The sequence below is a fragment of the Streptomyces sp. NPDC031265 genome (assembly GCF_055570295.1).
Genome location: NZ_JBVIHM010000017.1, coordinates 37,582 through 62,528 on the forward strand (window position 1 = coordinate 37,582; position 24,947 = coordinate 62,528).

At 71.0% G+C, this 24,947-nt stretch carries 25 protein-coding genes; 5 read left to right on the top strand and 20 right to left on the bottom strand.

Going from position 1 to position 24,947, the window contains the following annotated elements; genetic code table 11:
- Nucleotides 1-3: 3 nt before the first annotated feature.
- The 17 genes from ACZ499_RS24510 to ACZ499_RS24590 all read right to left on the bottom strand — a co-directional run bounded on the left by ACZ499_RS24510 (nt 4) and on the right by ACZ499_RS24590 (nt 17,226).
- The gene (locus ACZ499_RS24510) at nt 4-1,254 is read right to left on the bottom strand and encodes an MFS transporter (protein WP_468677918.1); all 1,251 of its coding nucleotides are present in this window, start codon (nt 1,252-1,254) and stop codon (nt 4-6) included.
- Nucleotides 1,255-1,314: 60 nt separating this feature from the next.
- Nucleotides 1,315-2,406: an inositol-3-phosphate synthase gene (locus ACZ499_RS24515; protein ID WP_468677920.1), complete on the bottom strand. Its 1,092-nt coding sequence runs from the start codon at nt 2,404-2,406 to the stop codon at nt 1,315-1,317.
- A gap of 88 nt (nt 2,407-2,494) precedes the next feature.
- Entirely contained in the window at nt 2,495-3,487 is a 993-nt protein-coding gene (locus ACZ499_RS24520) for a Gfo/Idh/MocA family protein (protein ID WP_468677922.1), read from the bottom strand.
- Nucleotides 3,484-4,779, bottom strand: coding sequence for a glycosyltransferase (locus ACZ499_RS24525; RefSeq protein WP_468677924.1), 1,296 nt, complete (start codon nt 4,777-4,779; stop codon nt 3,484-3,486). The genes ACZ499_RS24520 and ACZ499_RS24525 overlap by 4 nt, the downstream gene beginning before the upstream one ends.
- A gap of 25 nt (nt 4,780-4,804) precedes the next feature.
- On the bottom strand, nt 4,805-5,545 hold the full coding sequence (gene fabG / locus ACZ499_RS24530) for a 3-oxoacyl-ACP reductase FabG (RefSeq protein ID WP_468677926.1): 741 nt from the start codon (nt 5,543-5,545) through the stop codon (nt 4,805-4,807).
- On the bottom strand, nt 5,542-6,585 hold the full coding sequence (locus ACZ499_RS24535) for a cysteine peptidase family C39 domain-containing protein (protein WP_468677928.1): 1,044 nt from the start codon (nt 6,583-6,585) through the stop codon (nt 5,542-5,544). The genes fabG and ACZ499_RS24535 overlap by 4 nt, the downstream gene beginning before the upstream one ends.
- Complete coding sequence (locus ACZ499_RS24540) at nt 6,582-6,872, bottom strand: acyl carrier protein (RefSeq protein ID WP_468677930.1); 291 nt, start codon at nt 6,870-6,872, stop codon at nt 6,582-6,584. The genes ACZ499_RS24535 and ACZ499_RS24540 overlap by 4 nt, the downstream gene beginning before the upstream one ends.
- Before the next feature lie 68 nt (nt 6,873-6,940).
- A complete protein-coding gene (locus tag ACZ499_RS24545; protein WP_468677931.1) occupies nt 6,941-8,299 on the bottom strand; it encodes a class I adenylate-forming enzyme family protein in 1,359 nt (452 codons plus the stop codon).
- The gene (locus ACZ499_RS24550) at nt 8,296-9,054 is read right to left on the bottom strand and encodes a 3-oxoacyl-ACP synthase (RefSeq protein ID WP_468677933.1); all 759 of its coding nucleotides are present in this window, start codon (nt 9,052-9,054) and stop codon (nt 8,296-8,298) included. Before ACZ499_RS24550 ends, ACZ499_RS24545 begins: the two co-directional genes overlap by 4 nt.
- Nucleotides 9,054-10,178, bottom strand: coding sequence for a beta-ketoacyl synthase N-terminal-like domain-containing protein (locus tag ACZ499_RS24555; RefSeq protein ID WP_468677934.1), 1,125 nt, complete (start codon nt 10,176-10,178; stop codon nt 9,054-9,056). Before ACZ499_RS24555 ends, ACZ499_RS24550 begins: the two co-directional genes overlap by 1 nt.
- Complete coding sequence (locus tag ACZ499_RS24560) at nt 10,175-10,438, bottom strand: acyl carrier protein (protein ID WP_406340773.1); 264 nt, start codon at nt 10,436-10,438, stop codon at nt 10,175-10,177. The genes ACZ499_RS24555 and ACZ499_RS24560 overlap by 4 nt, the downstream gene beginning before the upstream one ends.
- Entirely contained in the window at nt 10,435-11,670 is a 1,236-nt protein-coding gene (locus tag ACZ499_RS24565) for an aspartate aminotransferase family protein (RefSeq protein ID WP_468677936.1), read from the bottom strand. Before ACZ499_RS24565 ends, ACZ499_RS24560 begins: the two co-directional genes overlap by 4 nt.
- Before the next feature lie 79 nt (nt 11,671-11,749).
- A complete protein-coding gene (locus ACZ499_RS24570) occupies nt 11,750-13,489 on the bottom strand; it encodes an N-acyl-D-amino-acid deacylase family protein (RefSeq protein WP_468677938.1) in 1,740 nt (579 codons plus the stop codon).
- Nucleotides 13,482-14,423, bottom strand: coding sequence for an FkbM family methyltransferase (locus ACZ499_RS24575; protein WP_468677940.1), 942 nt, complete (start codon nt 14,421-14,423; stop codon nt 13,482-13,484). The genes ACZ499_RS24570 and ACZ499_RS24575 overlap by 8 nt, the downstream gene beginning before the upstream one ends.
- Nucleotides 14,420-15,472 carry a GDP-mannose 4,6-dehydratase gene (gene gmd / locus ACZ499_RS24580; RefSeq protein WP_468677942.1) on the bottom strand — a complete coding sequence of 351 codons (1,053 nt, stop codon included), beginning with the start codon at nt 15,470-15,472 and terminating at the stop codon, nt 14,420-14,422. The genes ACZ499_RS24575 and gmd overlap by 4 nt, the downstream gene beginning before the upstream one ends.
- Before the next feature lie 46 nt (nt 15,473-15,518).
- Nucleotides 15,519-16,058 carry a hypothetical protein gene (locus ACZ499_RS24585; RefSeq protein ID WP_468677944.1) on the bottom strand — a complete coding sequence of 180 codons (540 nt, stop codon included), beginning with the start codon at nt 16,056-16,058 and terminating at the stop codon, nt 15,519-15,521.
- Between the two features lie 199 nt (nt 16,059-16,257).
- Nucleotides 16,258-17,226 carry a ParB/RepB/Spo0J family partition protein gene (locus ACZ499_RS24590; RefSeq protein ID WP_468677946.1) on the bottom strand — a complete coding sequence of 323 codons (969 nt, stop codon included), beginning with the start codon at nt 17,224-17,226 and terminating at the stop codon, nt 16,258-16,260.
- A 413-nt stretch (nt 17,227-17,639) separates the two neighbouring features.
- On the opposite strand from ACZ499_RS24590, the gene ACZ499_RS24595 reads away from it, so the two are divergent.
- The 4 genes from ACZ499_RS24595 (at nt 17,640) to ACZ499_RS24610 (ending at nt 22,243) form a co-directional block, all read left to right on the top strand.
- Nucleotides 17,640-18,890: a 4-hydroxybenzoate 3-monooxygenase gene (locus ACZ499_RS24595; protein WP_468677948.1), complete on the top strand. Its 1,251-nt coding sequence runs from the start codon at nt 17,640-17,642 to the stop codon at nt 18,888-18,890.
- 305 nt (nt 18,891-19,195) lie between these two features.
- Nucleotides 19,196-20,221 (top strand): AraC-like ligand-binding domain-containing protein, encoded by a 1,026-nt coding sequence (locus ACZ499_RS24600; RefSeq protein WP_468677950.1) that lies wholly within the window; start codon nt 19,196-19,198, stop codon nt 20,219-20,221.
- Nucleotides 20,222-20,358: 137 nt separating this feature from the next.
- The gene (locus tag ACZ499_RS24605) at nt 20,359-20,745 is read left to right on the top strand and encodes a hypothetical protein (RefSeq protein WP_468677952.1); all 387 of its coding nucleotides are present in this window, start codon (nt 20,359-20,361) and stop codon (nt 20,743-20,745) included.
- Nucleotides 20,746-21,313: 568 nt separating this feature from the next.
- Complete coding sequence (locus ACZ499_RS24610; protein WP_468677954.1) at nt 21,314-22,243, top strand: ATP-grasp domain-containing protein; 930 nt, start codon at nt 21,314-21,316, stop codon at nt 22,241-22,243.
- 36 nt (nt 22,244-22,279) lie between these two features.
- Here the strand turns inward: ACZ499_RS24610 and ACZ499_RS24615 are convergent, their stop codons facing one another.
- Both ACZ499_RS24615 and ACZ499_RS24620 read right to left on the bottom strand, forming a co-directional pair.
- Complete coding sequence (locus ACZ499_RS24615; RefSeq protein ID WP_468677957.1) at nt 22,280-22,681, bottom strand: hypothetical protein; 402 nt, start codon at nt 22,679-22,681, stop codon at nt 22,280-22,282.
- A gap of 136 nt (nt 22,682-22,817) precedes the next feature.
- Nucleotides 22,818-23,105: a hypothetical protein gene (locus ACZ499_RS24620; protein WP_468677959.1), complete on the bottom strand. Its 288-nt coding sequence runs from the start codon at nt 23,103-23,105 to the stop codon at nt 22,818-22,820.
- Nucleotides 23,106-23,328: 223 nt separating this feature from the next.
- Here ACZ499_RS24620 and ACZ499_RS24625 point away from each other — a divergent pair, with 223 nt between their 5' ends.
- Nucleotides 23,329-23,517 carry a DUF6381 family protein gene (locus ACZ499_RS24625; protein ID WP_371656268.1) on the top strand — a complete coding sequence of 63 codons (189 nt, stop codon included), beginning with the start codon at nt 23,329-23,331 and terminating at the stop codon, nt 23,515-23,517.
- Nucleotides 23,518-23,579: 62 nt separating this feature from the next.
- Here ACZ499_RS24625 and ACZ499_RS24630 read toward each other — a convergent pair whose 3' ends face one another.
- Nucleotides 23,580-24,797: a HAMP domain-containing sensor histidine kinase gene (locus ACZ499_RS24630; protein WP_468677961.1), complete on the bottom strand. Its 1,218-nt coding sequence runs from the start codon at nt 24,795-24,797 to the stop codon at nt 23,580-23,582.
- Nucleotides 24,798-24,947: the final 150 nt, after the last annotated feature.

The following is a 24,947-nucleotide window of genomic DNA, read 5'->3' on the forward strand; positions in this document are numbered from 1 at the left end:
TGGTCACTCCACAGTAGGAATGTCCCGCCAGTACCGTAAGCGAGAGGACGCGGTGATGAGCGGGGCACTGAGCCAGAGGAACATCACGATGGCCAGCCCGGCCCGTGGGCCGAACAGGGTGCCCAGGCCGCCGCCGACGAGGCCGCCGAAGAAGAGCATGCCCCGGCTGATGAACCGGACGCAGGCGACGGTCCGTTGCAGCAGATCGGGCGGGGTCAGTAGTTGTACGAGGGTGGCCTGGCCGACCGTGAACACGGAGAAGCCGGCGTGGAAGAGCAGCGCGCCGCTGAAGAAGAGGAGCAGCCCCGAGCCCGGCCGGGTCATCGGCAGGAGCAGTCCCGCCGGTGCGAGGACGGCGGCGGGGATCCACACGGCGCGCGCGGTGCCGAGGCGGCGGCTGACGCGGCCCGCGCCGAACGCCCCGATCAGACCGCCGATGCCCACCGACCCGAGCAGCATGCCCAGGGTGCCCGGGGCCACCCCGACGTCGTCGGCCAGGAAGATGACGACGAGGGCCTCGTAGGCGGCGAAACAGCAGTTCCCGACGGCCGAGCCCGCGATCGAGGCCAGGATGACCGGCCGCCGTGTGACGAACCGTACGGCCTCCGACAGTTCGGCCCACATGCCCTTCGCGCCGGATGTCGAAGAGGTGGCCTCGATGCGGGAGCGCATGAGGAGGTTGCACGTCACGGACGCGGCGAAGCCCGCCGAGTTGAGCAGAGGAGCGTGCTCGGGGCCGAGCAACTGCACCGTGAAGCCCGCCAGTGTCGGCCCGAAGGCGAGCGAGACGGCGCGGGCGATCTGGAGGCGGATGTTGCCGTAGACGAGTTTGTCCTTCGGCAGCATCCGCGGGGGCATGGACAGGTACACGATCTCGTAGAACACCGTCGCGCAACTGACCAGCACGTTGGACATGTACAGGTGCCACAGGGCCAGGTGCCCGGTCGCGGCGAGGACCGGCACCATGGTGACGATCAGCGCGCGGCCGAGGTCGGCCAGGAGCATCATGGTTCTGGGGGGCAGCCGCCCGCTGTACACCCCGGCGGGCAGCGTGAGGATCAGCCAGGGCAGATATCCGGCCGCCGTGATCAGACCGACCTCGCCGACCGTCGCCCCGAGGGTCTGGGCGGCGAGCAGCGGGAAGGCGACCACTGTCGACATCCCGCACAGCTGGCTGATGCCGCTGCCGATCCACAGCAGACGGAAGTCCCGCTCGCGCACGGACTCGGTCGCCAGGGTGGCGGGACCGGACATGACTGGTGCCCTCTTCTTCCTCGGTCCGCGTAGGGTCCCGCTCCGGGAGCCCTCGGTGGGTCACGGATGTGCTCGTTCGTCAGGGGATGCGGCGATGAACGCCTCGACGGCGTCGAAGGCCTCCGAGTCGCGGTACTGCCGGGGCGGTGACTTCATGAAGTACGACGACGGCGCGAGCAGCGGCCCGCCGATGCCCCGGTCCAGCGCGATCTTCGCCGCGCGTACGGCGTCGATGATGACGCCTGCCGAGTTCGGCGAGTCCCAGACTTCGAGCTTGTACTCCAGGGACAGCGGTACGTCACCGAAGGCGCGTCCCTCCAGGCGTACATACGCCCACTTGCGGTCGTCGAGCCACGGCACGTGGTCCGACGGCCCGATGTGGACGTCGTCCTTGCCCAGCGTGTGGTCGAGCTGGGAGGTCACCGCCTGGGTCTTCGACGTCTTCTTCGAGACCAGTCGCTTGCGTTCGAGCATGTTGAGGAAGTCCATGTTGCCACCGACGTTGAGCTGCATGGTGCGTTCGAGGTGGACGCCGCGGTCTTCGAAGAGGCGGGCCAGCACCCGGTGCGTGATGGTGGCGCCGACCTGCGACTTGATGTCGTCACCGATGATCGGCACCCCCGCCTCGGTAAACTTCGCCGCCCACCGCGGATCGGAGGCGATGAACACGGGGAGCGCGTTGATGAAGGCCACACCCGCGTCGAGCGCGCACTGGGCGTAGAACCGGTCGGCCTCCTCGCTGCCGACGGGCAGATAGGAGATGAGGACGTCGGCCTCGGTGGCGCGGAGTAAGGCGACGACGTCGGCGGGGTCCTCGGCCGACTCCGTGATGGTCTCGCGGTAGTAGTGGCCGAGCCCGTCCAGGGTGGGCCCCCGCTGCACCGTGACGCCGGTGGGCGGGACGTCGCAGATGTGGATGGTGTTGTTCTCGGACTGGGAGATGGCGGAGGAGAGGTCCTGGCCGACCTTCTTGGCGTCCACGTCGAACGCCGCGACGAACTCCAGGTCGCGTACGTGGTACCCGCCGAACTCGACGTGCATGAGGCCGGGGACGCGGAGTGCGGGGTCCGCGTCGGCGTAGTAGTGCACTCCCTGGACGAGCGAGGCGGCGCAGTTGCCGATGCCGGCGATGGCCACGCGGATCTTGCTCATGGTTTTCCCTTCGCAGAGTCGCCGTATCAAGGTTCAAGGCGGCAATGGGGGTTGTTGACTTGGCCGGGCTCACCGGCCGCGGCCGTGTTCAGAGCGTCACCGGTACCGAACCCGTTCTGGCCGACCGTTCCGCCGCCAGCGCGCAGCGCAGCGCCTCGTACGAGTCGCGCCAGCCGCCCGCCGCCGGGGTGGAGGGGCCGCCCGCGGCCATGGTCAGGAACGCCCGTACCTGTTCGCGGTAGGCGGTGGAGAACCGGTCCCAGTACCCCCGGAACCGCGAGGTCTCCACGCTGCCCGTGCCGGGTGTCTCCGCGCGGGTCAGCCCGGCCTGCAAGTTGCCCTTCTCGCCCAGGACTTCGGCTCGTACGTCATAGCCCACCGGCTGCCACCGGCCGGCCGAGAGCGCGGCCAGCGTGCCGTCGTCGAGGCGGACCGTCGCCGTGACCGTGTCGAAGTCACCGATGTCCGCGAGGCCCGGGCCGGACAGCGCCGAGCCGTCCGCGACGACCTGGACGATCCGGCGCCCGGTGAGCCATCGCACCATGTCGAAGTCGTGGAGCATGAGGTCGGTGAAGATCGAACCGCTCTCGCGCAACCGCGCGACGGGCGGCATGGACACATCGTGCGAGACGAGCCGGAGCAACTGCACACGCCCCAGCTCCCCGCCCGCCGTACGGGCCCGTAGATCGGCGAAGCCCGGGTCGAAGTGGCGCTGGAAGCCCACCCACAACGGCACACCGCGCTGCTCGGCCCGTGTGCCCAGTGCCTCCGTGCGGGTGAGGTCGATGGTCAGGGGTTTCTCGCACAGGGTCGGTATACCGGCGTTGATCAGCGCGCCCACCAGCTCCGGGTGGCTGGTGGTGGCGGACGTCACCAGCGCCGCGTCACAGCCGCCGGACACCAACTCCCCGACCGAGTCCGCGACGGTCCGCGAAGGCGCGTCTTGCGCCAGTTTCTCGGCGCGGGCGGGGTCCGCGTCCACGCAGACCACCCGGTACGAGCCCAGCGCGTCGAGGTGTTCGGCGTACATCGCGCCGATCTGACCGCAGCCCACGATGCCCACGACCATCCCGGCGCTCATCGGCCCGCCTCCGTCATCGGCGAGAGGGCGGAGTGAGCCAGCGCGACCAGGTCCGTCGCCTCACGGCACTCGCGCAGACGGGCACCCCAGTGTGCGGCGCGTCGGGTGAACGCGGGGTCGCCGAGCACCTCGGCGATGCCCTTGCGGACGTCGTCGGCGCCGACACACGGCTGGTCGGACGGGCCGGAGTAGCGGTCGCTGAAGGTGAGGCGGCCGTACGGGGTGGTCTCACTGGTCCGCAGCAGTACGCCGGATCCGGTGTCCTCCACCAACTGCCGCCCGTTCATCTCCTGTTCGGACATGAACGGCATCACGACCTGCGGTTTGCCGTGCAGCAGGGTGGCGAGCACGGTGGCCGAGCCGCCGTGGTCGACCACCACGTCCGCCCACTCCAGCGGTGTGTCCAGGCCGGTGAAGCCCGCCACCACGACGTTGTCGGGCACCGCGAGGCCGCCCTCGAAGGCGAATCCGCTGGACACGAACACGCTCCACGGCTGGTCCGCGCAGGCGTCCAGTACGTTCTGCAGCGCCTGGCGGCCCACCGTGCCGCCGCTGCCGATGGTGACGTACACCTTCGGCCGGTCGGTGCGCGGGGGAGCGGGGCCGTCGGAGGCCACCGCAGGGTTCCAGTACATCGGCCCGACGAAGTGCAGCGCGCCCCGGTGCGGAGACCCGTCGACCGGTTCCAGGGCGGACAGGCTGGACACCAGGGTGACCTCGCCCCACAGCAGGTGCTCGGCGCGGGCCACCGGGCCCAGGCCCAGCTCGCGCGAGACCCGGTCCCACACCGGCAGGCTCGACGGGTGCGGCAGCAGATCGCGCGGCGCCACCGTGGACCACGGCATCCACCCGTTCGCCCGCGGGGTGATGAAGTCCGCGTCGGCGAGGGAGACCACGGGAATGCCCGCGGCCCGTGCGGCGAGGGCCGCGGTCGGGCACATGTCGATGACGACGAGCGTCGGCCGGAACGCCTCGATCAGCCGGGCGTCGGCGGCGATCCGGCGCTGGACGCGCTCGACGCGGTGGTAGGTCGCGGCGACCGCGAACACGCGCTCCACGTCCGCGAAGGGCAGGTACGGCGGCATGGGGTGCCGGTCGGGCGGCCGAGGCGCCTCGGGCTCGGATTCCAGGACCGGGAACCCCGCCTCGCGCACCATGGCGTTGATGCCGCAGTCCGCGAACGCCACCTCGTCGCCCGCCCCGGTCAGAGCCGAGGCCAGGGCGAGACAGCGGCCGGTGTAGGCCGCGCCTCCTCCCCAGCCCCAGGGGAAGAACAACACTCGCTCGGTCACATGTCCTCCTGCTCGTCGGTCGTCCTCATACCGTCAACCCGCCGTCCACCGCGATCACTTGCCCGGACACGTAGGACGCCGGGGGAGAGCACAGGAAGCCCACCACCGAGGCGATCTCGTCGACGCGGCCCGCCCGGCCGAGCGGTGTGCGCTCAAGGACGCCGTCCCGGGCCTTGGCGGACAGGCCGTGGTGGGCGGGTGTGCCGGCGATCAGTCCGGGAGCCACGCAGTTGCAGGTGATCCCGTACCGGCCGTACTCCTTCGCGGTCGTCCAGGCCAGCCCGTGCAGGCCGGACTTGCTCGCCGCGTACGCCGCCTGGCCGGGCTGACCGCGCAGTCCCGCCACCGAGGAGACGAGGACGATCCGCCCGCCCCCGTGCCGCGTCATGGCCTTCACCCCGGCCTGGAGGCAGCGGAACGCGCCGCTCAGATTGACCGCGATCTGGTCCTCCCACTCGTCCTCGGCCACGTTCAGGAGCAGCCGGTCGCGGTGGACCCCGGCGTTGACCACCAGCGCGTCGAGCCGGCCGAACTCCTCCACGACCCGCCCGACCACGTGCTCGCCGCTGTGCGGGCGGGACAGGTCGGCGGTCAGGGCGAGTGCCTCCGCGCCCGCCGCGCGCAGGTCGTCGACCACGGCCGCCGCGGCCTCCTCGTTGCGGTGCGCGTGCACCCCCACGGCGTAGCCCGCCAGGGCCAGGGAGTGGGCGATCGCCCGGCCCAGGGGGCCGGACCCTCCGGTCACCAGGGCCACCTGCGCGCTCACGGCGCCGCTTCCTCGCGGACGGGGAAGCAGGTGTTCTCCATCTGCGCGAACCGGGCGCGCAGCCGCGCGGACGCGCCGGGGTCGGCCGGTCCTTCCTGGCCGCCCGCGGCGACCAGGGCCTCGCGCAGCCGGTCGAGCGCGGTGCGCAGCGGACGGCTCAGCTCCAGGACGCGCGGATACACCGCGAGCGGGTCCGGCTTCTCGTGCGCCGCGATGAGCGCGATGCCGAGGCGCTTGGCGTGGACCCGGGCGTCGAGTGCGGCTTTACGTACGGCTGCCAACTCCGGGGGCAAGGCGAGCGGTTCGCCGGGGGCGGGTGCCACGGCGAGCGCGTTGGCGTAGATGAACAGCTGGGGCTGGATGTCGCCGAGGACCAGGACGTGCAGGGCTCTGGCCGTCACCGCGCCCAGGCCGCTCTCGGTGAGTTCGTCGAGGAGGGCGCCGAGGGCGTCCGCGCCCACCGAGAGCAGCGCGGTGTCGCGTTGCAGCCGCTCGGCGAAGTACTCCTGCGGGCCCCGGTGGTCCGGCGCGTCGGTGACCGTGACCGTGCCCACCCAGGTGAACAGGGCTCTCAGCGCGGGTGTCAGCGTCCAGCGCCGGCGGAAGCCGTCGGCCGGGTCGGCGTCGGTGTCCAGGACGGTCATGACGCTGTCCCGCGACGACCAGTCCACCGCGAGCACCGCGTGGTCGTGGAAGTGGAAGCGACCCTCGTACACGTCACCGGGAAGATGGAAGCGGTCCGGCAGCACCATCACCGGCTCGCCCGCGCCGAGGCGCTCCAGGACGAACGGCACGTTGCGGCTGCCGTCGTCGAACTCGGTGCGGTAGTCCACCCGGCAGCCGTCGAAGTCCTTCGCCAGATCGCGGCCGACCGGGTCGAGGGGGCCGTTGAGCGCGCGGGCGACAGCCAGCGGGCCGAGACCCCGGAAGTGCAGCACGGATTCGACGCAGCGCAGTACGCAGTTGAGCCCGTCCAGCGCGCGGTCCTGCCACCCCAGCGCGCCCAACTGGTCGAACCGCGGGGTCATCGTGGCGGTCACCGCAGCTCTCGCCCGGCGTTCCGCGCGCGGGCGACCAGGGTGTCGGCCAGGTGCCCGAGGTTGTCGAAGGCCGTGCCGTCGGTCTCCTCGCCGCCGTAGGGCACACCCCACTTCTCCTCGAAGCGGGAGAGGACCACGATCAGGTCGAGCGAGTCCATTCCGATCTCGTCGAGCGTGGTGGTTTCGCTGAGCTGGTCGGGTAGATGAGGGCGTTCCGCGAGCACGGTCGTGATGAGCTCCATGACGTGCTCGCGGTCGATCGGCTGTGCGTCGGCACCGTTGGTCATGTCCTTCTCTTCCTGTTGCCGTTGTGTGTCGATGGGTCGGGCGCGAAGTGGGCCTGGTTGACGGTGTGTCAGGCGCCTTCCTCGATCAGCAGACCCCGGCGGATCTTCCCGCTGCCCGTCCGGGGCAGCTGGTCGACCCGGCGGATCACCGAGGGGACCTTGACCGTCATGAGGAGTTCGCCCGCCCGGCGGCGCAGCATCGCGGCGTCGAACTCCTCGGCGCCGGCCTCGACGAAGGCCCATACCTGGTTCTCGCCCGAGGGCCCCGGCCGCCCCACCACGGCGCAGTCGTTGACCCCGGGCAGGGCGCGCAGAACGGTCTCCACTTCGAGGGGGGAGACCTTGTTCCCGCCGATGTTGATGACGAGGTCGCTGCGGCCGGTGAGCCGGAGCCCGCCGTCGTCGAGCACCCCGAGGTCGCCGGTGGCGACCCAGCCCTCGTTGTCGGCGAGCGGCACCGGGTGCCCCTCCTCCATCCGTACGGGGGACAGGCCGGGGAAGCACGCCACCACAGGCCCGGGCTCGGCCCCGCCCGCCTTGAGTTTGACGCCGGGCAGCGGGTGTCCGACGCTGCCGCCGCCTCCGGCCGGGTGGAGGGTGAGCTGGCCGAGTTCGGAGTTGCCGTAGTGGTCGTACACGGTGACGCCCGCGTCGTGCCAGGCGGTGACCGCCTGGGCCGGGAGGGCCTCGCCCGCGCTGACGCACCGCTTCCAGGACCCGGTGTGCGGCACGCCGCCCCGGCCCCACCAGTCCAGGATCAGCGGAACGCTCTGCAGGACGGTGGGCCGGTGGCGCTCGGCGAGGGCCGCTGCCCTCGCCGGGGTGAGCGGCCCGGACGGTATGACCTGGCAGGCCCCGGCCGACAGGACGGCCAGAGTGCCCGCCTCGATGGCGTAACTGTGGCCCAGCGGGCTGGTGGTGAGCACGACGTCGTCGGCGTCGATGCCGACACCCCGCGCGAAGGTGGCCGAGTTGTGCAGGGTGCCGGACCACTCGCGGGAGATCACCTTGGGGCGGCCGCTGGTGCCCGAGCTCGTCACCGCGAAGGCCGGGTCGCCCCGGCCGGGCCGGGGCGGCCGCAGCCGGGTCACCCCTACGGCGTCGATGCTCAGTTCGGCGCCGAAGTCGGCCAGCGCGGCCGAGCGCTCCGCCTCGCCCGCCCGCTCCTGGAGTACGAGCACGGCGGCGTGCAGGGAGGTCGCGGCGGCGAAGTCGACCACCGATTCCAGCGACGACGTCAGGACGACGCCGGTCCGGGTGCCCGGGCCGACACCCGCTGATCTCAACTCACGCACACGGGCCGTGACGTCGCGCTCCAGCTCCGCGTACGTCACCGAGCGCCGCTGGTCCACCAGGGCGGGGCGGTCGCCGCGCCCGGCGCGGCGGTGCCCCGCGAGGACGTCCACCAGTGTGTCGTCCACGGTCATCCCTCCTTGTAGGCGGTGCAGCGGTAGCCGTGCCGCCGCCCTGCCGCCGCGACGGTCGTCGTGGCGGGTGCGCCGTCGTCGGTGAGCACCGTGGCCAGCTCGGCCAGGGGAGCGGTCGCGCGGATGTCGGCCGACCGCTCCGACGGGGGCGGACACGTCTGGACGGGGCCGAGCCGGGCCAGTACGCGGACGCCCCGCTCATGGGCCCGCGCGGCCGTCTCCAGGACCAGGAAGGCGGCCCAGCCGGTCACCGGGTCGCTGCCCCGGGCGCGTGCGGCGGCCGGGCTGAGCATCTCGTACGCGCCGCACAGCACCGGGCCGTCGCCCGCGAGCCGGAGCCTGCGCTGCCCGAGGGCGAGGGCCTGGAGCCCGGCGCCCGGGCCGAGCACGGTGGCGCAGTAGCCGCGCAGCCGGTGGCGCAGGCAGACCAGCGACGTCACGCCGTGCGCGTTGAAGTACAGGAACGACTCGGGTGCCAGCGAGGAGCGGGCGCCCGCGTCGAGCCGGGCGCGCATGGTCTCGGCCACATGCCCCGCCCCGTACACCGAGCCGATGACGCAGGCGGTGTCGCCCGGGTCCGTAGCGCCCGCCCCGGCGAGGGCATGGCCGGCCAACTCGGCGATGCGCTCGGGAAGTTCCCGCGTCCACTTGTTGACGTCCCGCCAGCCGTCCGCGCCCGCCGTGTGCGCGTCCCACAGCTCCGCCGTGTCGACCTCGCCCGAGGCCACGGCGGTGATCACGACCGAGTCGTCCATCAGGGCCTCCGGAAGATGAGTGCGGTGTTCATCCCGCCCAGACCGCAGGACACGCTGAGCGCGGTCCGCAGGTCCGGCAGCTGCCGTGGGCCGTCCTCCAGGACCAGGTCCAGATCGGCGCAGATCGGGTCGACCGGCTCGGCGCCCCACGTCGGGGTGACCGCGCCGTGCGCCAGCGACAGCACGCAGGCCATGGCCTCGACCGCGCCCGCGCCGCCCTGGAGGTGCCACAGGACGCCCTTGACGCTGTTGACCGGGATCGAGGACAGCCGGGGGCCGAACACCGCGCGCAGCGCCTCGATCTCGGCGGTGTCGCCGCGCCGGGTGCCCGGCCCGTGGGTGTTGACGAAGTCGATGTCCTCGGGGGCGAGGCCCGCGTCGGCCAGGGCGAGCCGTACGGCCAGCTCGATGCCGTCGGCCCCGGGGGCGGCGAGGTGGCCGGTGGCGTTGGTCAGCCCGCAGCCGGCCAGGACGGCCAGTGGTGCGGTGGCGTCCGGCCCGGCGTCGTCGAGCGGTTCGAGCCGGAGCACCGCGGCGCCCTCGGACACGCCGATGCCGCGCCGCTCGGTGCTGAAGGGCCGGCAGCCCTTGGGACCGAGCGTGCGCAGCGAGTTGAGGCCCAGGAAGGCCATGTCGGTCACGGCGTCGGCGCCGCCGACCACGGCCACGGGCGCCTCGCCGAGGGCCACCAGGTCGCGGGCGACCGCGATGGCCGCGGCGCCCGATGCGGAGGCGTTGGCGATGGTCAGGGCTTCGCCGCCGAGTCCGGTCCGCTCCGCGCAGGCCCCGGCCAGGTCGCCGGTGAAGTGCCCGGGCCGGGGCGGGACCACCCCGGGGTCGGTGGTGCCCAGGACGAGGGCGACGCGCTCGCGGTCGACGCCGTCGAGGGCTTCCCGTACGGCGGTCTCGGCGAGGTCGAGGGCCCGCCAGACGCCGTCCCCGCCGGTGTGTCCCGGGACTTGCCCCGCCGCGCCGAGGGTGGCCCCGGTGGCGTCGAAATCCGTGAGGGACGGGTGGTGGGCCCTGCCGGTGGACAGTGCCTCCCACAGTGCGGGTACGCCGACCCCGCCCGGGCCGCACACCCCGAGACCGGTGACGGCGACCATGGCGCGTGTGCCGCTCATCGGCGCTCTCCCCGGGTCAGTGCGGTGGCGAGCGAGCTGATGCTCGCCGATTCGAGGACGGCGTCGTCCGGCAGCGCCACGCCCAGCTCCTGTTCCAACTGGCCGACCACCGAGATGAGTTGCACCGAGTCGACTCCGGCGGGCGCCAGCGGCTCGGTGTCGCTCAGCCAGGGCAGGCTCGGCTCCTCCTCCTGCAACTGGTGCGCGAGTTTGGCCCGTACGCGGGCCCGCATCGCCTGCTGGGTGTCCACCACGCTCACGCCACCTTCGCCGCGGCGCGGAACGCCTCGTCGCAGGCCGCCAGGGTGTGGTCGAGGTCGGCGTCGGTGGTGGCGGCGCAGATGAACCAGTGGTGGGTCGGGTGCAGCAGCACACCGCGACGGGTGGTGTGGGTGAAGAACGTGTCCTGCATGAGGCGCGCGCGGGCCGGGTCGGGGTGGGAGAAGGTGAGGAACGGCATCTGCGGCACACCGCGCACCTGGGCCGGGACGCCGTGGCGGCGTATGAGCTCGTCGAGGCCGCTCTGGAGGCGGACGCCGAGCCGCCGCACCCTCTCCAGGACGGTCCCGTCGGCGAGTTGGTCCATCGTCGCCACCGCCGCCGCCATCGCCACGGTGTTGGAGTAGAACGTGGACGAGATGTGGGTCCGGCCGACCATCGCCATCACCTCGGCCCGGCCGGTCAGCGCCGACACCGCCCAGCCGTTCGCCATCGCCTTGCTGAAGGTGGCCAGGTCCGCCTGTACGCCGAACAGCTCCTGCGCGCCGCCGAGGGCCACCCGGAAGCCGGAGCGCATCTCGTCGAAGACCACCAGCGCCCCGTGCTCGTGTGCCAGATCGACCGCGCCCTGGAGGAAACCGGGCTCGGGGCTGTCGAGTTCGAACGGCATCAGCAGCAGGCAGGCCACCTGGCCGGGGTGGGCGCGGAAGACCTCGCGCAGGCTGTCGAGGTCGTTGTACCGGAAGGTGTCGACCTGGGTGCGCACCGTGTCGGGGATCCCGCCGGGGCGCTGCGCGGCCCAGTCGTGCCACCCGTTGTAGCCCCAGCGCACGACACGGTCGCGGTCGGTGTACGCGCGGGCGAGGCGGACCGCCGCGCTGGTGGCGTCCGACCCGGTCTTGAGCAGGAACACCCGCTCGGCGCCCGGGATGATCTGCACCAGCCGCTCGGCGAGCTCGATCTGCGTCCGCTTGCGGAGCGTGATCGAGAAGCCCTCCTCGATCTCCCGGAGAGCGGCCTCGGTCACCGCCGGGTCCGCGTGCCCGAGGATGATCGTGCCGTACGCCAGGATGTAGTCGAGGTACTCGTTGCCGTCGGCGTCCCAGATGCGGGCGCCCCTGGCCCGCTCGCCGTAGACGGGGTAGGCGCCGTCGACCAGCCGGTCGCGCTCGATCACGTAGTCCTTCTCGGACAGCGTCGCGTCGACGAGGCGGCCGCGGGCGAGCAACTTCATGGAATTGTCGAGCCGGAGCGCTTCGGAAACGTCGGTCACGGCGTGGTCCCCTCTGTAGCTTGACGTCCTTCGTTCGCCTTGTCCGCCCGCCCTGTTGGTACGGGACGGGGGTGCGCGGTCACCGCGCGGCCCGGGCCGACCGGGTGCCGCGGACGAGCTTGCCGGGCAGTGCGCCGGTCGCCTCGCCGTCGCGGAAGATGATCTCGCCCGCGACGACCGTCGCCGCGTAGCCGTCCGCCTTCTGGATCAGCCGTCCGCCGCCCGCGGGGAGGTCGTGGACGAACTCGGGGGAGCGCAGGCTGAGCCGGTCGAGGTCGATGACGTTGATGTCGGCCCGGTAGCCGGGGCGCAGCAGCCCCCGGTCGCGCAGCCCGTACAGCCGCGCGGGCTCCCAGGTCTGCTTCCTGACGACGTACTCAAGCGGGAGCCGCGCTCCCCGGCTGCGGTCGCGGGCCCAGTGGGTCAGCATCGACGTCGGTGTGCTGGCGTCGCAGATGAGCCTGCAGTGCGCGCCGGCGTCGCTGAGGCCGAGGACCGCCTGGGGGTGCAGCAGCATCTCGCGGATCGGGTCGAGTGTGTACTCCGTGTACCCGAGCAGCGGCCGGAAGATCATGCCGCTGGTCTCCTCGGAGGTGAGGAAGTCGTAGATCAGCGCCTCCGGGTCCTGCCCGGTGCGCTGGGCGAGGGCGTGGAAGGACCGGTCGGCCGCGGGCTCGTAGTCCGGTGCGGTCGCGTCCATCGGGAAGTGCCGCTCGTAGCCCTGCGGGAACAGCGCGGAGCGGGGGTCGGCGTTCTCCGGCTGCTCGGCGAGGATCCGCTCGCGCAGCGCGGGATCGCGCATCGCCACCCGGCGCTCGTGCGCGGGCAGATGGGCGATCCTCTTGTAGGACGGCCGTTTGTGGAAGGGGTGGGTGGAGTCCAGGCTGATGATGACGCTGAACGGGCGCCCGGCCACCTGCGGGTGCAGGTCGGCGCCGTCCGCCACCGCGTCCTCGGCGATCTGCAGCAACTCCCGCCAGCCGTCGGGGTCGTTGTCGTTCTGGAACAGCCCGAAGGTGACCGGGCGCCCGACCGCCGCCGACAGCCGGCGCATCCACGTGATCTCGCCGAGCGGGTCGTCGACCTTCTCGCCGCCCGCCCCCAGCGGCACCAGCTGGAACACCCCGGTCCCGGCCTCGCCGAGCACACCGCCGAGCGCGAACAGCTCGTCCTCGGCGGCGAAGGTGCCGGGCACCGGGGCACCGGTGATGGCGAGATGGGTGAGGGTGCGCGAGGTGGAGAAACCGATGGCGCCCGCGTCCAGTCCCTCGCGCACCAGCGCGCACATCCGGCGCAGGTCGTCCTCGGTCGGCGGTTCGTTGTCGGCGCCCCGCTCGCCCATCACATACGCGCGCAGGGCGCCGTGCGGGACCTGCGCGGCCACGTCGAGCACCCGGGGTACGCGCTCCACGGCGTCGAGGTACTCGGGGAAGGTCTCCCACTCCCAGGTGATGCCCTCGGAGAGCGATGCGCCGGGGATGTCCTCGACGCCCTCCATCAGACCGATGAGCCAGTCGTGGCGGTCGGGCCGGGCGGGCGCGAAACCCACCCCGCAGTTGCCCATGACCACCGAGGTGACCCCGTGCCAGCAGCTCGGGGTGAGCTGGGGGTCCCAGCTGACCTGCCCGTCGAAGTGGGTGTGGATGTCGACGAAGCCGGGGGTGACGAGGTGGCCCTCGGCGTCGATCTCGGTGCGGCCCCGGCCGGTGACCCGCCCGACCTTGGCGATCACACCGTGGTCCACGGCGACGTCCGCGATGCGTGCGGGAATGCCGGATCCATCGCACACGGAGCCGTTTCGGATGATCAGGTCATGCATGGTGATGCGGACTCCTCGTGTCGGGTGAGTGCCACAGGCCCGCCGGTGCGAAGAGCAGGTTCTGGTACTCGTAGTGCTTCTGCGGCCGGTGGGGCACGGGGGTTCCGCCGCGCAGCTCCCACGGCTCGTACTCCGCCGCCGTCAGCGTGTCCACCAGCTCCCGGCTGGAGGGCGCGCCGGCCACGTCGAGGTCGCCCACCTCAAGCGAGATGACGGGCCGCTGTCCGGAGAGCAGGTCGTGCATGCCGGTCAGGACGTGCGCCTCCGCGCTCTCGGTGTCGATCTTGATGAAGTCGGCATCGATGCCCTCGGCGCGTACGTAGTCGTCCAGGCTGATCGCCTGCACGGTGAAGGGCTCGGAGGGGATCCGCGACCGGACGGCGTCGGGCAGCCGTGCCTCGAAGGCGGAGTTGTAGGCGCTGTAGCCGAGCCCGTGGTCGAAGAAGACGAGTTCTTCCTTCTTGGACCAGGCCGCCGCGGCCACCACCGAGGCGTTGGGCAGGCGGGCGGCGTTCATCCGCAGCACCGAGAGCGTCGAGGGGGTCGGCTCGAAAGCGATCACCGTGCCGTCGGGGCCGACCAGGTCGCTCGCCCACATCGTGTAGTAGCCGATGTGGGCGCCGACGTCGAGCACGGTCGAGCCGGGGCGCAGATGGGAGAGGAGGAACGCGGTGAGGTCGTAGTCCACGAAGCCGTACCGGTGGAGGGAGATGGACACTTCCTCGGGGAGCGCGATCGACATCTCGCGGCCCCAGAAGGTCTTCGCGGTCGAGGGCGCTCCCTCGCCGCGGTGTCGTCGCGCGCGCAGTGCGCGGGTGGTCGGGTAGGTGGTCCTGACGGGGTGGCGCAGGCGCTGGGCGAGCCCGCCGATCCCTGCCGTACGGGAGCGCCGGTCGAGCGCGGTGCGCCAGGCGGTGCGGTCGGGTGGGGTCACAGACGGCTCCGAGTCTGCTCGTGGTGTGCCCGGGAATCCGCGAAGGGGAGGACGTTCGACGGTTCTCGGCCGCTGGCCCCGAGCCGGGCGAGCTCGGCGTCCACCATGATCTGGGCCAGCCGCTCCACCGAGGTGCGCGCGCTCCACTCCAGTGCCGTACGCGCCTTGGAGGCGTCCCCGATCAGCGAGTCGACCTCGGTGGGGCGCAGATACGCCTCGTCGTGCCGCACGTGGCTCTGCCAGTCGAGGCCGACGTGGGAGAAGCAGTGCTCGGCGAACTCCCGCACGGTGGAGCCGACTCCGGTGGCCAGTACGTAGTCGTCCGGTTCGTCGCGCTGCAGCATGCGCCACATGCCCTCGACGTACTCCGGGGCGTATCCCCAGTCGCGGACGGCGTCGATGTTGCCGAGGTAGAGGTGTTTCTCCAGCCCGTTCTTGATGCGCGCCGCCGCTCGGGCGATCTTGCGGGTCACGAACGTCTCGCCGCGCCGGGGCGACTCGTGGTTGAAGAGGATGCCGTTGACCGCGAACAGTCCGTACGCCTCACGGTAGTTGCGCGTCATCCAGTAGCTGTACACCTTGGCCGCGCCGTACGGGCTGCGCGGGTGGAACGCGGTGTGTTCGTTCTGCGGCGGCGGGGTCGCTCCGAACATCTCCGAGGACGAGGCCTGGTAGTAACGGATGTCCCGCGCCGACATCAGGATGGCTTCGAGCAGACGGGTGGTGCCGATCCCGGTGATGTTGCCGGTGTTCTCCGGCTCGTCGAAGCTCACCCGTACATGGGACTGCGCGGCCAGGTGGTAGACCTCGTCCGGCCGGATGCGTGCCAGCAGGGTCACCAGCCGGCTCGCGTCGCTGACATCGCCGTAGTGCAGGATCAGCCGCCGCCCGGCGTCGTGCGGATCGCGGTAGATGTGGTCGAGCCGGCGTGTGTTGAAGGTCGAGCTGCGGCGGACGATGCCGTGGACCTCGTAGCCCTTGTCCAACAGGAGGTCGGCGAGATAGGAGCCGTCCTGGCCGGTGATTCCGGTGATCAGCGCGCGCTTCACGCCGAATCGCTCCGGAGCGGGGGTGTGCTTCCGGAAGTCATGTGTATCAACCGTCCCTTTCCAGAGGCTCCAGGGTGTGACGAGGTTCCAGGGGAACGAACCTGGGATTGAACCGCTCGTGCACGTACACCCGGCCCGCGCTGCCGCAGTCGATGATGTATTCCTTGCTCACACACGCGGGCGAGGTGCCGCCGAGCGGCCAGGTGTCCCGTGACACGGCGATCGGTTCGCGCTTCAGCGCCAGCCCCACCTTCTTGAGGTAAGGGCCCAGGAGTTCGTCGGGCGGGGGGACGAGGCGGTCGCTCTCACGACCGGCGATGACCACCCGGTTCACGCTGATGACCTCGTCGTCGGGGGTGAGGATCCTGGTCTGGCGGTCGACCACCAGGGCGTCGGGGGCGGCGCCGAGGATCTGGCATCCGATGTGCCGGACATGCGCGGCGGGCACCTGTTGCTGGTGGTCGATCCGTACGCTCAGCCGCTCGCCGACCAGGGCGTCGAGCAGCAGGGTCGTCGATCCGTCCGCGCAGACGAGCATTCTCGTCTGCGGCGGAGCCGAAGAGAATTGATTCAGCCGTTCTTTCATATCACGACCGTTCCACGCCATGAGGCGGACCAGAAAACGTGAATCGTGCTGCCGATTTCTTCGATGATCATGTGCCAAAAGGCTAAGAGTCAAGGAAGTTGGGGGTCAAGCGGTGTTCGACTGCACAAACTTGTGCAGTCGAACACCTGGAACGCCAACTCCTGGAACACCTTGGAAAGGCCAGGGCCGGGCCTTTGTCCTACCGCTGCTCGAGCTCCGTCGCGAACTCTTCGAGATGGGCCATGCATACGCGCATGGCGCGCGCCGCGATCGCGGAGCAGTGTTCGGGGACGCTGTTCACTATGACGGTGTGGTTCTTGCTGACGGCCGCGGTCAGCCGCAGCCACTGCACCAGCATGCGGCCCGTGTCGGTGTGCCGCACGGACGGATCGCGGGCCAGCAGTTCCAGGTGGCGCAGCTGCTCCGGGCCGGAGCCCGGTCCGTCCACCGGGGAGAGGGCCGGCGGCTGCCGCGCCTGGGGGTCCGGGGAACTTCGCTGGAGCGTCGCGCGCCGTCGTACGTCCTGGGCGGTCGAAGGGGAGATGTTCGCCGCCCGTGCGATCTCCCGCAAAGAGGCGTGGGGGTTTTCCTGGAGGTACTCTTCGGCAATCCTTCGGTTCTCCTTGGGGTTTACGGGTCGTGCGCGCCCGTCCACGCCGATGCGCGACGTGCCGGCCCTGGTGGGGGGAAGTTGCTGCCGAATTCTCGCGACGGTCTGCTGGGCGAGACCGGTGAACTTCGACAGCGCTCGGTCGGACATACTCGGAAAGGCCTTGATGATCCTCTCCGCGGCGGCTCTGCGATCCTCCCGGGTCAGCGGAAGACCGTGTTTCGTATTCGACTGGACGGCGAACAGAAACGCTTCGTTGTCGCTTCCGGTGAAGTAGCGGGCCCGGATGGTGGTGTCGCCGCGCTCGGCCCGGGCCCGCAGACGGTGCATCCCGTCGATCACCCGCATGGATTGCTGGTGCACGATGATCGGCTGCGGTTCGTCGTCCAGCTCCGCGATCAGCCGTACATGCTCCGTGCTCTCGCCGTTGAGGCGAGGGGAATCGGCGGGCAGCAGCGATTCGATGGGCAGGGAGACGGAGTGCTCACTGATGTACCGCTGGAGCGGAAGGAAGTGATCGGCGCGGTCCTCGTTCGCTAAGTCAGGAACTGTCGACATGATCCCCCATGCGTTGGTGACGGTGGTGAGAGTGTCATTTCAGCCATGGTCGGCGCCGGTGGTCGCCTTCCGGCGTGGTGGGACGGGGTGCCCTCGCGCCGGTGCATGCCACGCCCGCGAGGGCGACCCGTGGAGGCAGTGGAGACCACTGAGCTCCCCTTTCGCATCGGTGAGTACTGCATTCAACTTTCGCGAGGGCATAGAGGAGTCGCAAGTTCCGATTCGGACAGTCCTGATCATCAGGGCAACCGGATTATTTTCGGCCGGGGGTACGGACCAGAGCGGACCAAAGTGGCCCGGGGCTGTTCGGAACGGGGAACTGGACAGCGGCCGAGGGGAGTTAATGTCTTGCGGGACGCGCCGGACGGACCGGTGGCGGAGCACGGCCTCCGTTCGACTCGAAGGGACGAGCCATGCCACAAGCCCCCATCCGGACCGCGGTCGGCATAGTCGGCGCGGGCCCGGCCGGGCTCATGCTGTCGCACCTGCTCGCTCGCGCGGGGATCGACTCGGTGGTGGTCGACCACCGCACCCGCGCCGAGATCGAGGGCACCAGCCGCGCGGGCATGCTGGAGGCCGACAACGTCCGCCTGCTGACCGACTCGGGGGTGTCCGACCGGGTGCGCCGCGACGGCCGCCCGCACGACGGCATCGAGCTGCGCTTCGGCGGCGAGAGTCACCGCGTGGACTTCCGGGCACTGGTGGGGGAGAGCGTGTGGCTCTACCCGCAGACCGATGTGTTCACCGACCTCGCCGACGCCCGCGAACGCGACGGGGGAGACGTGCGCTTCGGCGTCTCGGACACCCGGGTGGCCGACCTGACCGGTGAGCGCCCCGGCATCCTGTTCACCGACGCCGACGGAGTGGCGCGGGAGTTACGCTGCGACATCCTGGTCGGCGCCGACGGGTCGCGCGGGGTGTGCCGGTCCGCGGTGCCCGAGGCGGCGCGCACGCACTTCTTCCGCGAGTACCCGTACGCCTGGTTCGGCGTCCTCGTCGAGGCACCGCCCAGTTCCCCCGAGCTCGTCTACACCCACTCCGAGCGCGGCTTCGCCCTCATCAGCCAGCGCACGGAATCCGTCCAGCGCATGTACTTCCAGTGCGACCCGGACGAGGACCCGGCGGCCTGGCCGGACGACCGGATCTGGGCGGAACTGCAGGCACGGGTGCGCGGCGCGGACGGCTTCACCCTCAAAGAGGGCCCGGTCACCGACCGCTCGGTCCTCCGCTTCCGCAGCTTCGTGTGCGAGCCCATGCGCTACGGCAACATGCTGCTGGCCGGCGACGCGGCCCACACCGTCCCGCCCACCGGTGCCAAGGGCCTCAACCTGGCCCTGGCCGATGTGCGGCTGCTCGCCGAGGCCCTGGAGACCGCCCTGACCAAGCGCGACCGCACCGCCCTCGACGAGTACGGCCCCCGGGCTCTGCGCCGCGTCTGGCGCGCCCAGCACTTCTCGTACTGGATGACGGCCATGCTCCACCGCGCCCCCGGCGCCACCGACTTCGACGTACGCCGCCAGCTCGCCGAACTGGCGGCGGTGGTGGACTCCCCGGCGGGCTCGACGTATCTCGCGGAGGCGTACACGGGGTGGAGCGAAAGTCGGCCGGTCGGCGGGTTCACCGCCCCGGTGGGCGGGCGCGGAGTGCAGGATGCGTGGCAATAGCAAGAACCAAGCAGCGCAATGCTGTTGAGGGAATCGACATCCAGCCCGACGAGCACGGCCGCGACCGAAGCGGCCCACCCCAACTCACCATGTAGGACACCGTCTTAAGTCAGCATTCGCCGCCGCCGCCGTCGGTATCGGTCGTCGCTTGTGGGCAGATCGGCGAGCGCCAGCAGCCGTAGCGTCCGGCGCTGAGCGGCGGCGTGGCGTCCCGCACATCGGCCCGGAGGCGGATGCCGCCGCTCCGGCCGCGTGCGAGTGTGAACTGGGAGAGGCCAGCACAACTCACGGGAGGGTATGGGGAGATGCTCAAGGAGTCGGTGTTCCGCAGTGAGGACGTTCCCGCAGCAGACCGTTTCGAGTACTGGCGCGACCACCTCTCCCGCAGCTACGTACCCACCCAGATCAGCAGCGAGCACGGGCCCGACTTCCCGGCCACGCTGCGTGTGCTGCCGCTCGGGGATGTCCGGCTGTGGAGGACCGAGCACGCGCCGATGACGACACGGAGGACGGAGAAGCTGATCCGGGCCTCCGACCCGGAGCTGGTGCAGGTGGCGGTGCCGCTGTACGGCGAGCAGCGGCTTGTTCAGTACGGACGTACGGCCGTCCGTACCGTCCGAGGCATCACGATCCAGGACACGTCGCACCCCCACGTCGTGGAGGCGGTGACCAGCCGCCACCCGGGACCGCGCCTGATCGCGGGGACCGGCCTGTTCGTACCGCGCCACCTGCTGCCGTCGCCCGCCGCAGCGACGGACCGGCTGATGGCGCGGCTGGCCGACCGTCCGCTGAGTAGCCGGACCGGTGTCGGCGGGCTGCTGGCAACCATGCTGCTCAAGATCTCCGACGACTCCGGCAGCTACCGGCCCGCCGACGGGCCGCGCTTGGGCACCGTCGTCCTCGACCTGTTGTCGGCACTGCTCGCCGGGGCCGCCGAAGCCGAGGACACGCTGGACCCGGAGACGCGCCGCCGCGCCCTCGTGGTGCGCGTGCGGTCGTTCATCGGACGGCACCTCGGCGACCCGCACCTCACCCCGTCCACCGTCGCCGCCGCGCATCACATCTCGCTCAGCCACCTGCACCGCCTCTATCAGGGGCAGGGCGAGACCGTCGCCGCCTCGATACGCCGCCAGCGCCTGGAGCGCGCGGGCCGCGACCTGGCCGACCCGGCGCAGCGCGCCACGCCCGTCCACGTGATCGGCGCGCGCTGGGGGTTTCCGAGGGCGGCGGACTTCACCCGTTCGTTCAAGGGCGCGTACGGGGTGCCGCCGAGCGAGTTCCGCGACGGCGCCCGTGGACTCATTGACAAGGAGACGGCCACCGAACGCTAACGACGGGCCGGGCGGGCCCGGGCAGTGTGGACTCCGGCTGAGGGTGACGCCGATACGGGGGGCGAACTCGGATTCAGAAAGCTCCTGTCGGCATCCTCTGTGCACGGAGAAATCACTGAGACCAATCTGGGGGAAACGTGAGACTCAATGCTAGGTCCTCGGCAGTTATCGCCGTCGCGTTCGCAGGGCTGCTGATCGCCGCAGCTCCCGCGCAGGCTGCAGGAAAGGACATTCCTTACACCTATACCATCGACGACAACCCCGGAGGCAAAGCGACATTCCTCTGGGATGGCGACGGTCTGGTGGTCTGCGACGAGCAGACGGACGGCTACGGAGTCATAGCCACGCTCTACAACTCCAGCGGCAAGGTCCTCAAGAGTGTGCGAGACGCAGGTCATGATTCGACCTGCTACAGGAACTCGGATGACATCGCCGACGGAACCGGTGTTCGACTGACCGTCTGCCTGTACAAGGGCGGGATCTACAACTACTTCTGTCGCACGTCTGCATGGGGCGTTTCCTGATCTAAAAGCCAGGAAGCCGTCTAAGAGGATGTCCCGTAATCCCGGGCGGGCGTACGACGACAGCTACGGCACCTCGCTGCGTTGTCGGAACGCCCGAATACGCCCAGTATGAGGACGCCCCTCCGTCTTGCGATGCACCGCATCTGACGCCGTGGGCTGATCCGCCGGGATTACGGGACAGCCCTTGCTTGATCTTTGACGTCGGGCGTCGAAGGGCACGTCGAACTGGGTCACTCGGTTCGGTATCCGGGTGCTGAGCCGGGAGCAGCGCCGGCTGCGGCTGCGCGGCGCGAAGACCTCGTCGCCTTCCGGGCCAAGAAGGGGGGGCCTGGACGCCAGGGTCACACTGGTTCCGGCCCGTGAGGGGGAAGGGGCAGGGCGGAGTGGACGGTTGACGGTTGTCTTGTGGGACCGCTGACAGGACCGCTCGCCCTGCCAGGTTGACGGAAAGCCTACTTTGGCCCGGCGCGACGCCTCCGTAGATTCGGGGGGCGCCTCTGTCCGCAGTACCGCAGCAGGTTCTTCATCCTTCGCGTCGGCCGCGAGGGGGCAAGGGGACCAAGCCGGGATGAGTGACCGCGAGATCGTTCTGATGACGGATCACAGCTCGATGGAAGGCAGTCGTGCCGCTCTGGCCGCCGCGGTCGAGCTTCTGACGGGACGGCCGCCGGTGCTGGTCGACGCGCGGCACTTCCTGACCGGCGGCCCCGGCCGGACGCACGTCGTGGACTCCGTGGTGCGCCTTGAGGTGCCGTCCGAGGGCCTGCTGCTCACCCCGTCGGCCGTGCTCGTCTACGAGGTCCAGCCGCCCGAGCGCCGCCGCTTCGAGCCGTTCCAACGGCTGCTGCAACGGTACGGGACGGTCTCGCTCGGGACGGACGCCGGCGCGTGGCGGGCGGCCACCGACAAGCAGCTCACGACGGCGCGGTTCGCGCTCCACGGCATTCCGCACATGGAGACCGTCACCCTGACGCGGCCGAGCGTGGACGCGGCCGCCACGGCGTTCGACAGGCTCGGCCGCGACGTCTGGGCCCGGCCCGCTGTCGGGACCTGCGGTAACGACGTTCTGCACATCACCACGTTCGAGCAGCTCTTCCAGGCGCTCGCCCGTTACGCCGACTCCGAGCAGGACTGGCTGATCTCGCGGGACGCCGAGAACTTCAACGCCGCCGGGCAACGCCACCAGTTCCGTGTGTCGGTGCTGGACGGGCGCGCGGTGCAGGCGTGCGAACACGTCCAGACGCATCCCGACGCGCCCTGCAACGAGGCTCAGGGCGCGGCCTGCGCCCCCCTGCCGGTGGACGACCTGCCCCTGGACCTCTGCGAGCTGGCGGTCGCCGCCACGAAGTCCGTGGGGCTGCGCTTCGGCGGCGTCGACCTCGCCGTCGAGAACGGCGGTGTGGTGTTCGAGGTCAACGTCCACCCGATGCTCGGCTCGGCACACCCGGCGGAGTCGGTGGCGGTCCCGTACGTGGAGGCGCACCTGGCCATGCTGTGACCAGGTGCGGTGTGCTGAATCGTCGGGCCAGGACGGTCAGTTGGTGATCGTGACGCAGGGCAGGCCCACGCTGTCGCCGCCGCGGAAGCCCTCGGCGCAGAGCCGGGTGCCCGCCGGGAAGTGACGCTGGGGGTACGCCTGGTCCCGGTAGGTCCGGAACGCGGCGACGTCCTCCACCTTGGTGTTGGCACTCCAGCCGTTGGTGGTCCAGACACGCGCGCTGATGCGGTGCGGCTGGTTGGTGTTGATCACCGACACCTCGACCCGGCCCAGATAGGTGCCGATGTCGTACGTCTGGATGCAGACCGAGTTGTTGCACCACTTGCCGTCCGCGGCTGCCGGCGGCCCGGCGGCGATGACACAGCCGAGCGCCGCGGCAGCGGTCCCGATTCCCGCGACGATCTTCTTGGCGATGGTGTGCACGGTGAGCGACCTCACGCATTCGTCTTGATCCGGCGATGGACCGGGCACCCGGCCCGGCCTGACCAACGCGGGAAACGATCACGAGTTACGCGCGGGGGCTGTCGTCATGCGAGGCGCCCGCAGTCGTCGGCGTCGCACCCGGACGATGTGTCTACGCCTCGGGCGGTACCCAGTAGTTGTGCACCTGAGACATCTTCGGCTCGGGGCCCTGGGGCAGGTTGGCCTCGGCCGCGAGCGGCATCACGACCTCCATGAACTTCCTCATGGCCTGCTCGGACTCCCACAGGTCGGAGATCTGCAAACCCCCGCCCACCGGGACGCAGATGTGCGCCAGACATCCCTCGAAGGGGTTGCCGGGCTGAGCCTGTAGTTTGGCGTTGAGGGCGTCGTACTGGGCCGTCGTCACACCGGGCAGCTCGGCCTGCATCAAAATCGCCATCGGTTCTCCTCTGCGGAACGGGTTTCCTGCCTCCCCACCGCCACGTGACGGTCCGTACCCAGGGCCAGCAGAGCACGCCCGTCTCCCATGGGCATCCCACCCGGCGCCGTACGAGTGGCCTGTCCTGCGGGGATAGCGGTGCGTGACCGTTCCGGATGCGGTGGGCGCGCGGCGCTGATTCGCTGGTGGCGTCCGCTTCCCCCCCCAGATCTCAGGAGTGATCATGAGCATTGCAGACGAGTCCGGCGGCCGTTCCCGGCAGATGCGCCAGAAGGCGGAGCAGCTGGAGCAGGCTGCCGAGCGCGCCAACGACCCGGCCGAGCGTGAGCGGCTGAAGGAGAAGGCGCGTCGGCTGCAGGAGGAGAGCAAGCAGGCGAACCAGACGGGCAGCGGCGGCATCGACCCCATGTGACGCTCCCCGCGAGGCAACAGGCCGGCCGGTGGCACCACTCCCGCGAACGCGGGAGCGTGGTGTCACCGGCCGGCTTCTGGTGTGACGGGAAGGGTGAGTGTCGCCAGCGCGCCGCCGTCGGTGGGGTTGCCGAAGGTGAGGTGTGCGCCCAGCAGCGCGGACTGGCCGGCTGCGATGGTGAGCCCCAGGCCGAGGCCCGTCCCCTCCGCGCCGGTACGGAAGCGCTGCGGGCCCTGCGCGATGAGGTGCTCCGGGAACCCCGTGCCGTGGTCCCGTACACGTACGGTCGAGCCGTCGACCTCGACCAGGACGGGCTCGGCCCCGTGCCGGAGGGCATTGGTGACCAGGTTGGTCAGCACGCGCTCCACACGGCGCGGATCGGTCTCCACGGTGGCGTCGGTGACCACGTCGACGCGCACGTCCGGTGCGGCCCCGTCCGTGGCGGTGCGCCCCTCGGTCGCCGCTCGCACCACCCGCCGGGCCAGGGCGCTCAGCTCCACCCAGCGCGGCTCGGCCGCCTCCGTACCGCTGTCGAGCCGGGCCACTTCGAGTACGTCCTCCATCAAGTCCCGCAGCCGGCCCGCCCGCTCCTTGACCATGGTCTCGGCGCGGCCGTCCGGCAGCAGCGCGGCGGCCGCGATCAACCCCGCGACCGGGGTGCGCAGCTCGTGGGCGATGTTCGCGGTCACTTCGCGTTCGGCCTGAAGGCGGGCGGCGAGCGCGTCGGCCATGGCGTTGACCGCGTGGGTGAGGGTGGTGATCTCGTCCCGGCCGGTCTCCGGCAGCCGTGCGGTCAGATCGCCGTCCGCGATCTGTTCGGCGCTGCGCGCGGACCGTCTCAGCCGCCTGGCGAACCGGGTGGCCAGGCCGAGCCCGATCACCGTCGCCACACCGGTGCCGACCGCGCCGGACTGCCACATGACGCGCTCGACCTCGTCACTGAGGCCGTTGGAGGCGGTGTGCATGGCGAGCACGGCGCCGTCGTCCGACATTTCGGCGGCCCAGATCACGTTGCCGTGGCCGGTGCTCTGCACATAGGTCGCCGGGTGGCCCCCGAGGACCTTTGTGCGCAGCGGGCCGGGCAGCTCGGGCGGGTCGACCTTCAGGCCCAGGGCGGGCCTGCCCTGCTGCTCGGTGAGCCGAGAGGCATAGGCCAGACGTTCGAGCTGCACGTCGCACTCGCGGTTGGTGAGCAGGACCGGTACCTGGCTCGCGGTCACCATCGCCGCGAGGGTGGCGGTCACGGTGATCGTGACCCCTATCTTGAGTCGCAGTCCCATGTGCCGGCCTTGTCCCCCGGGGAGCGGTAGTTCGCGGCCGAGCCTACGGAACCCGCTCCGGCAACCTCATGGCGGGCCCGCCCCGTCCGGGGTGAACGCCGGGCGGGCTGCGCGGCGCCGGCGGTTGGCGGGGAGGAATCGGCGCAGCAC

Bases quoted from the DNA above. Each gene is read 5' to 3' on its own strand.
- ACZ499_RS24590 (WP_468677946.1), bottom strand. From the start codon at position 17,226: ATGTCGACAGTTCCTGACTTAGCGAACGAGGACCGCGCCGATCACTTC.
- ACZ499_RS24550 (WP_468677933.1), bottom strand. From the start codon at position 9,054: ATGGACGACTCGGTCGTGATCACCGCCGTGGCCTCGGGCGAGGTCGAC.
- ACZ499_RS24515 (WP_468677920.1), bottom strand. From the start codon at position 2,406: ATGAGCAAGATCCGCGTGGCCATCGCCGGCATCGGCAACTGCGCCGCC.
- ACZ499_RS24570 (WP_468677938.1), bottom strand. From the start codon at position 13,489: ATGCATGACCTGATCATCCGAAACGGCTCCGTGTGCGATGGATCCGGC.
- ACZ499_RS24510 (WP_468677918.1), bottom strand. From the start codon at position 1,254: ATGTCCGGTCCCGCCACCCTGGCGACCGAGTCCGTGCGCGAGCGGGAC.
- ACZ499_RS24540 (WP_468677930.1), bottom strand. From the start codon at position 6,872: ATGACCAACGGTGCCGACGCACAGCCGATCGACCGCGAGCACGTCATG.
- ACZ499_RS24620 (WP_468677959.1), bottom strand. From the start codon at position 23,105: ATGGCGATTTTGATGCAGGCCGAGCTGCCCGGTGTGACGACGGCCCAG.
- ACZ499_RS24630 (WP_468677961.1), bottom strand. From the start codon at position 24,797: ATGGGACTGCGACTCAAGATAGGGGTCACGATCACCGTGACCGCCACC.
- ACZ499_RS24595 (WP_468677948.1), top strand. From the start codon at position 17,640: ATGCCACAAGCCCCCATCCGGACCGCGGTCGGCATAGTCGGCGCGGGC.
- ACZ499_RS24610 (WP_468677954.1), top strand. From the start codon at position 21,314: ATGAGTGACCGCGAGATCGTTCTGATGACGGATCACAGCTCGATGGAA.
- ACZ499_RS24545 (WP_468677931.1), bottom strand. From the start codon at position 8,299: ATGACCGTGGACGACACACTGGTGGACGTCCTCGCGGGGCACCGCCGC.
- ACZ499_RS24555 (WP_468677934.1), bottom strand. From the start codon at position 10,178: ATGAGCGGCACACGCGCCATGGTCGCCGTCACCGGTCTCGGGGTGTGC.
- ACZ499_RS24600 (WP_468677950.1), top strand. From the start codon at position 19,196: ATGCTCAAGGAGTCGGTGTTCCGCAGTGAGGACGTTCCCGCAGCAGAC.
- ACZ499_RS24520 (WP_468677922.1), bottom strand. From the start codon at position 3,487: ATGAGCGCCGGGATGGTCGTGGGCATCGTGGGCTGCGGTCAGATCGGC.
- ACZ499_RS24585 (WP_468677944.1), bottom strand. From the start codon at position 16,058: ATGAAAGAACGGCTGAATCAATTCTCTTCGGCTCCGCCGCAGACGAGA.
- ACZ499_RS24625 (WP_371656268.1), top strand. From the start codon at position 23,329: ATGAGCATTGCAGACGAGTCCGGCGGCCGTTCCCGGCAGATGCGCCAG.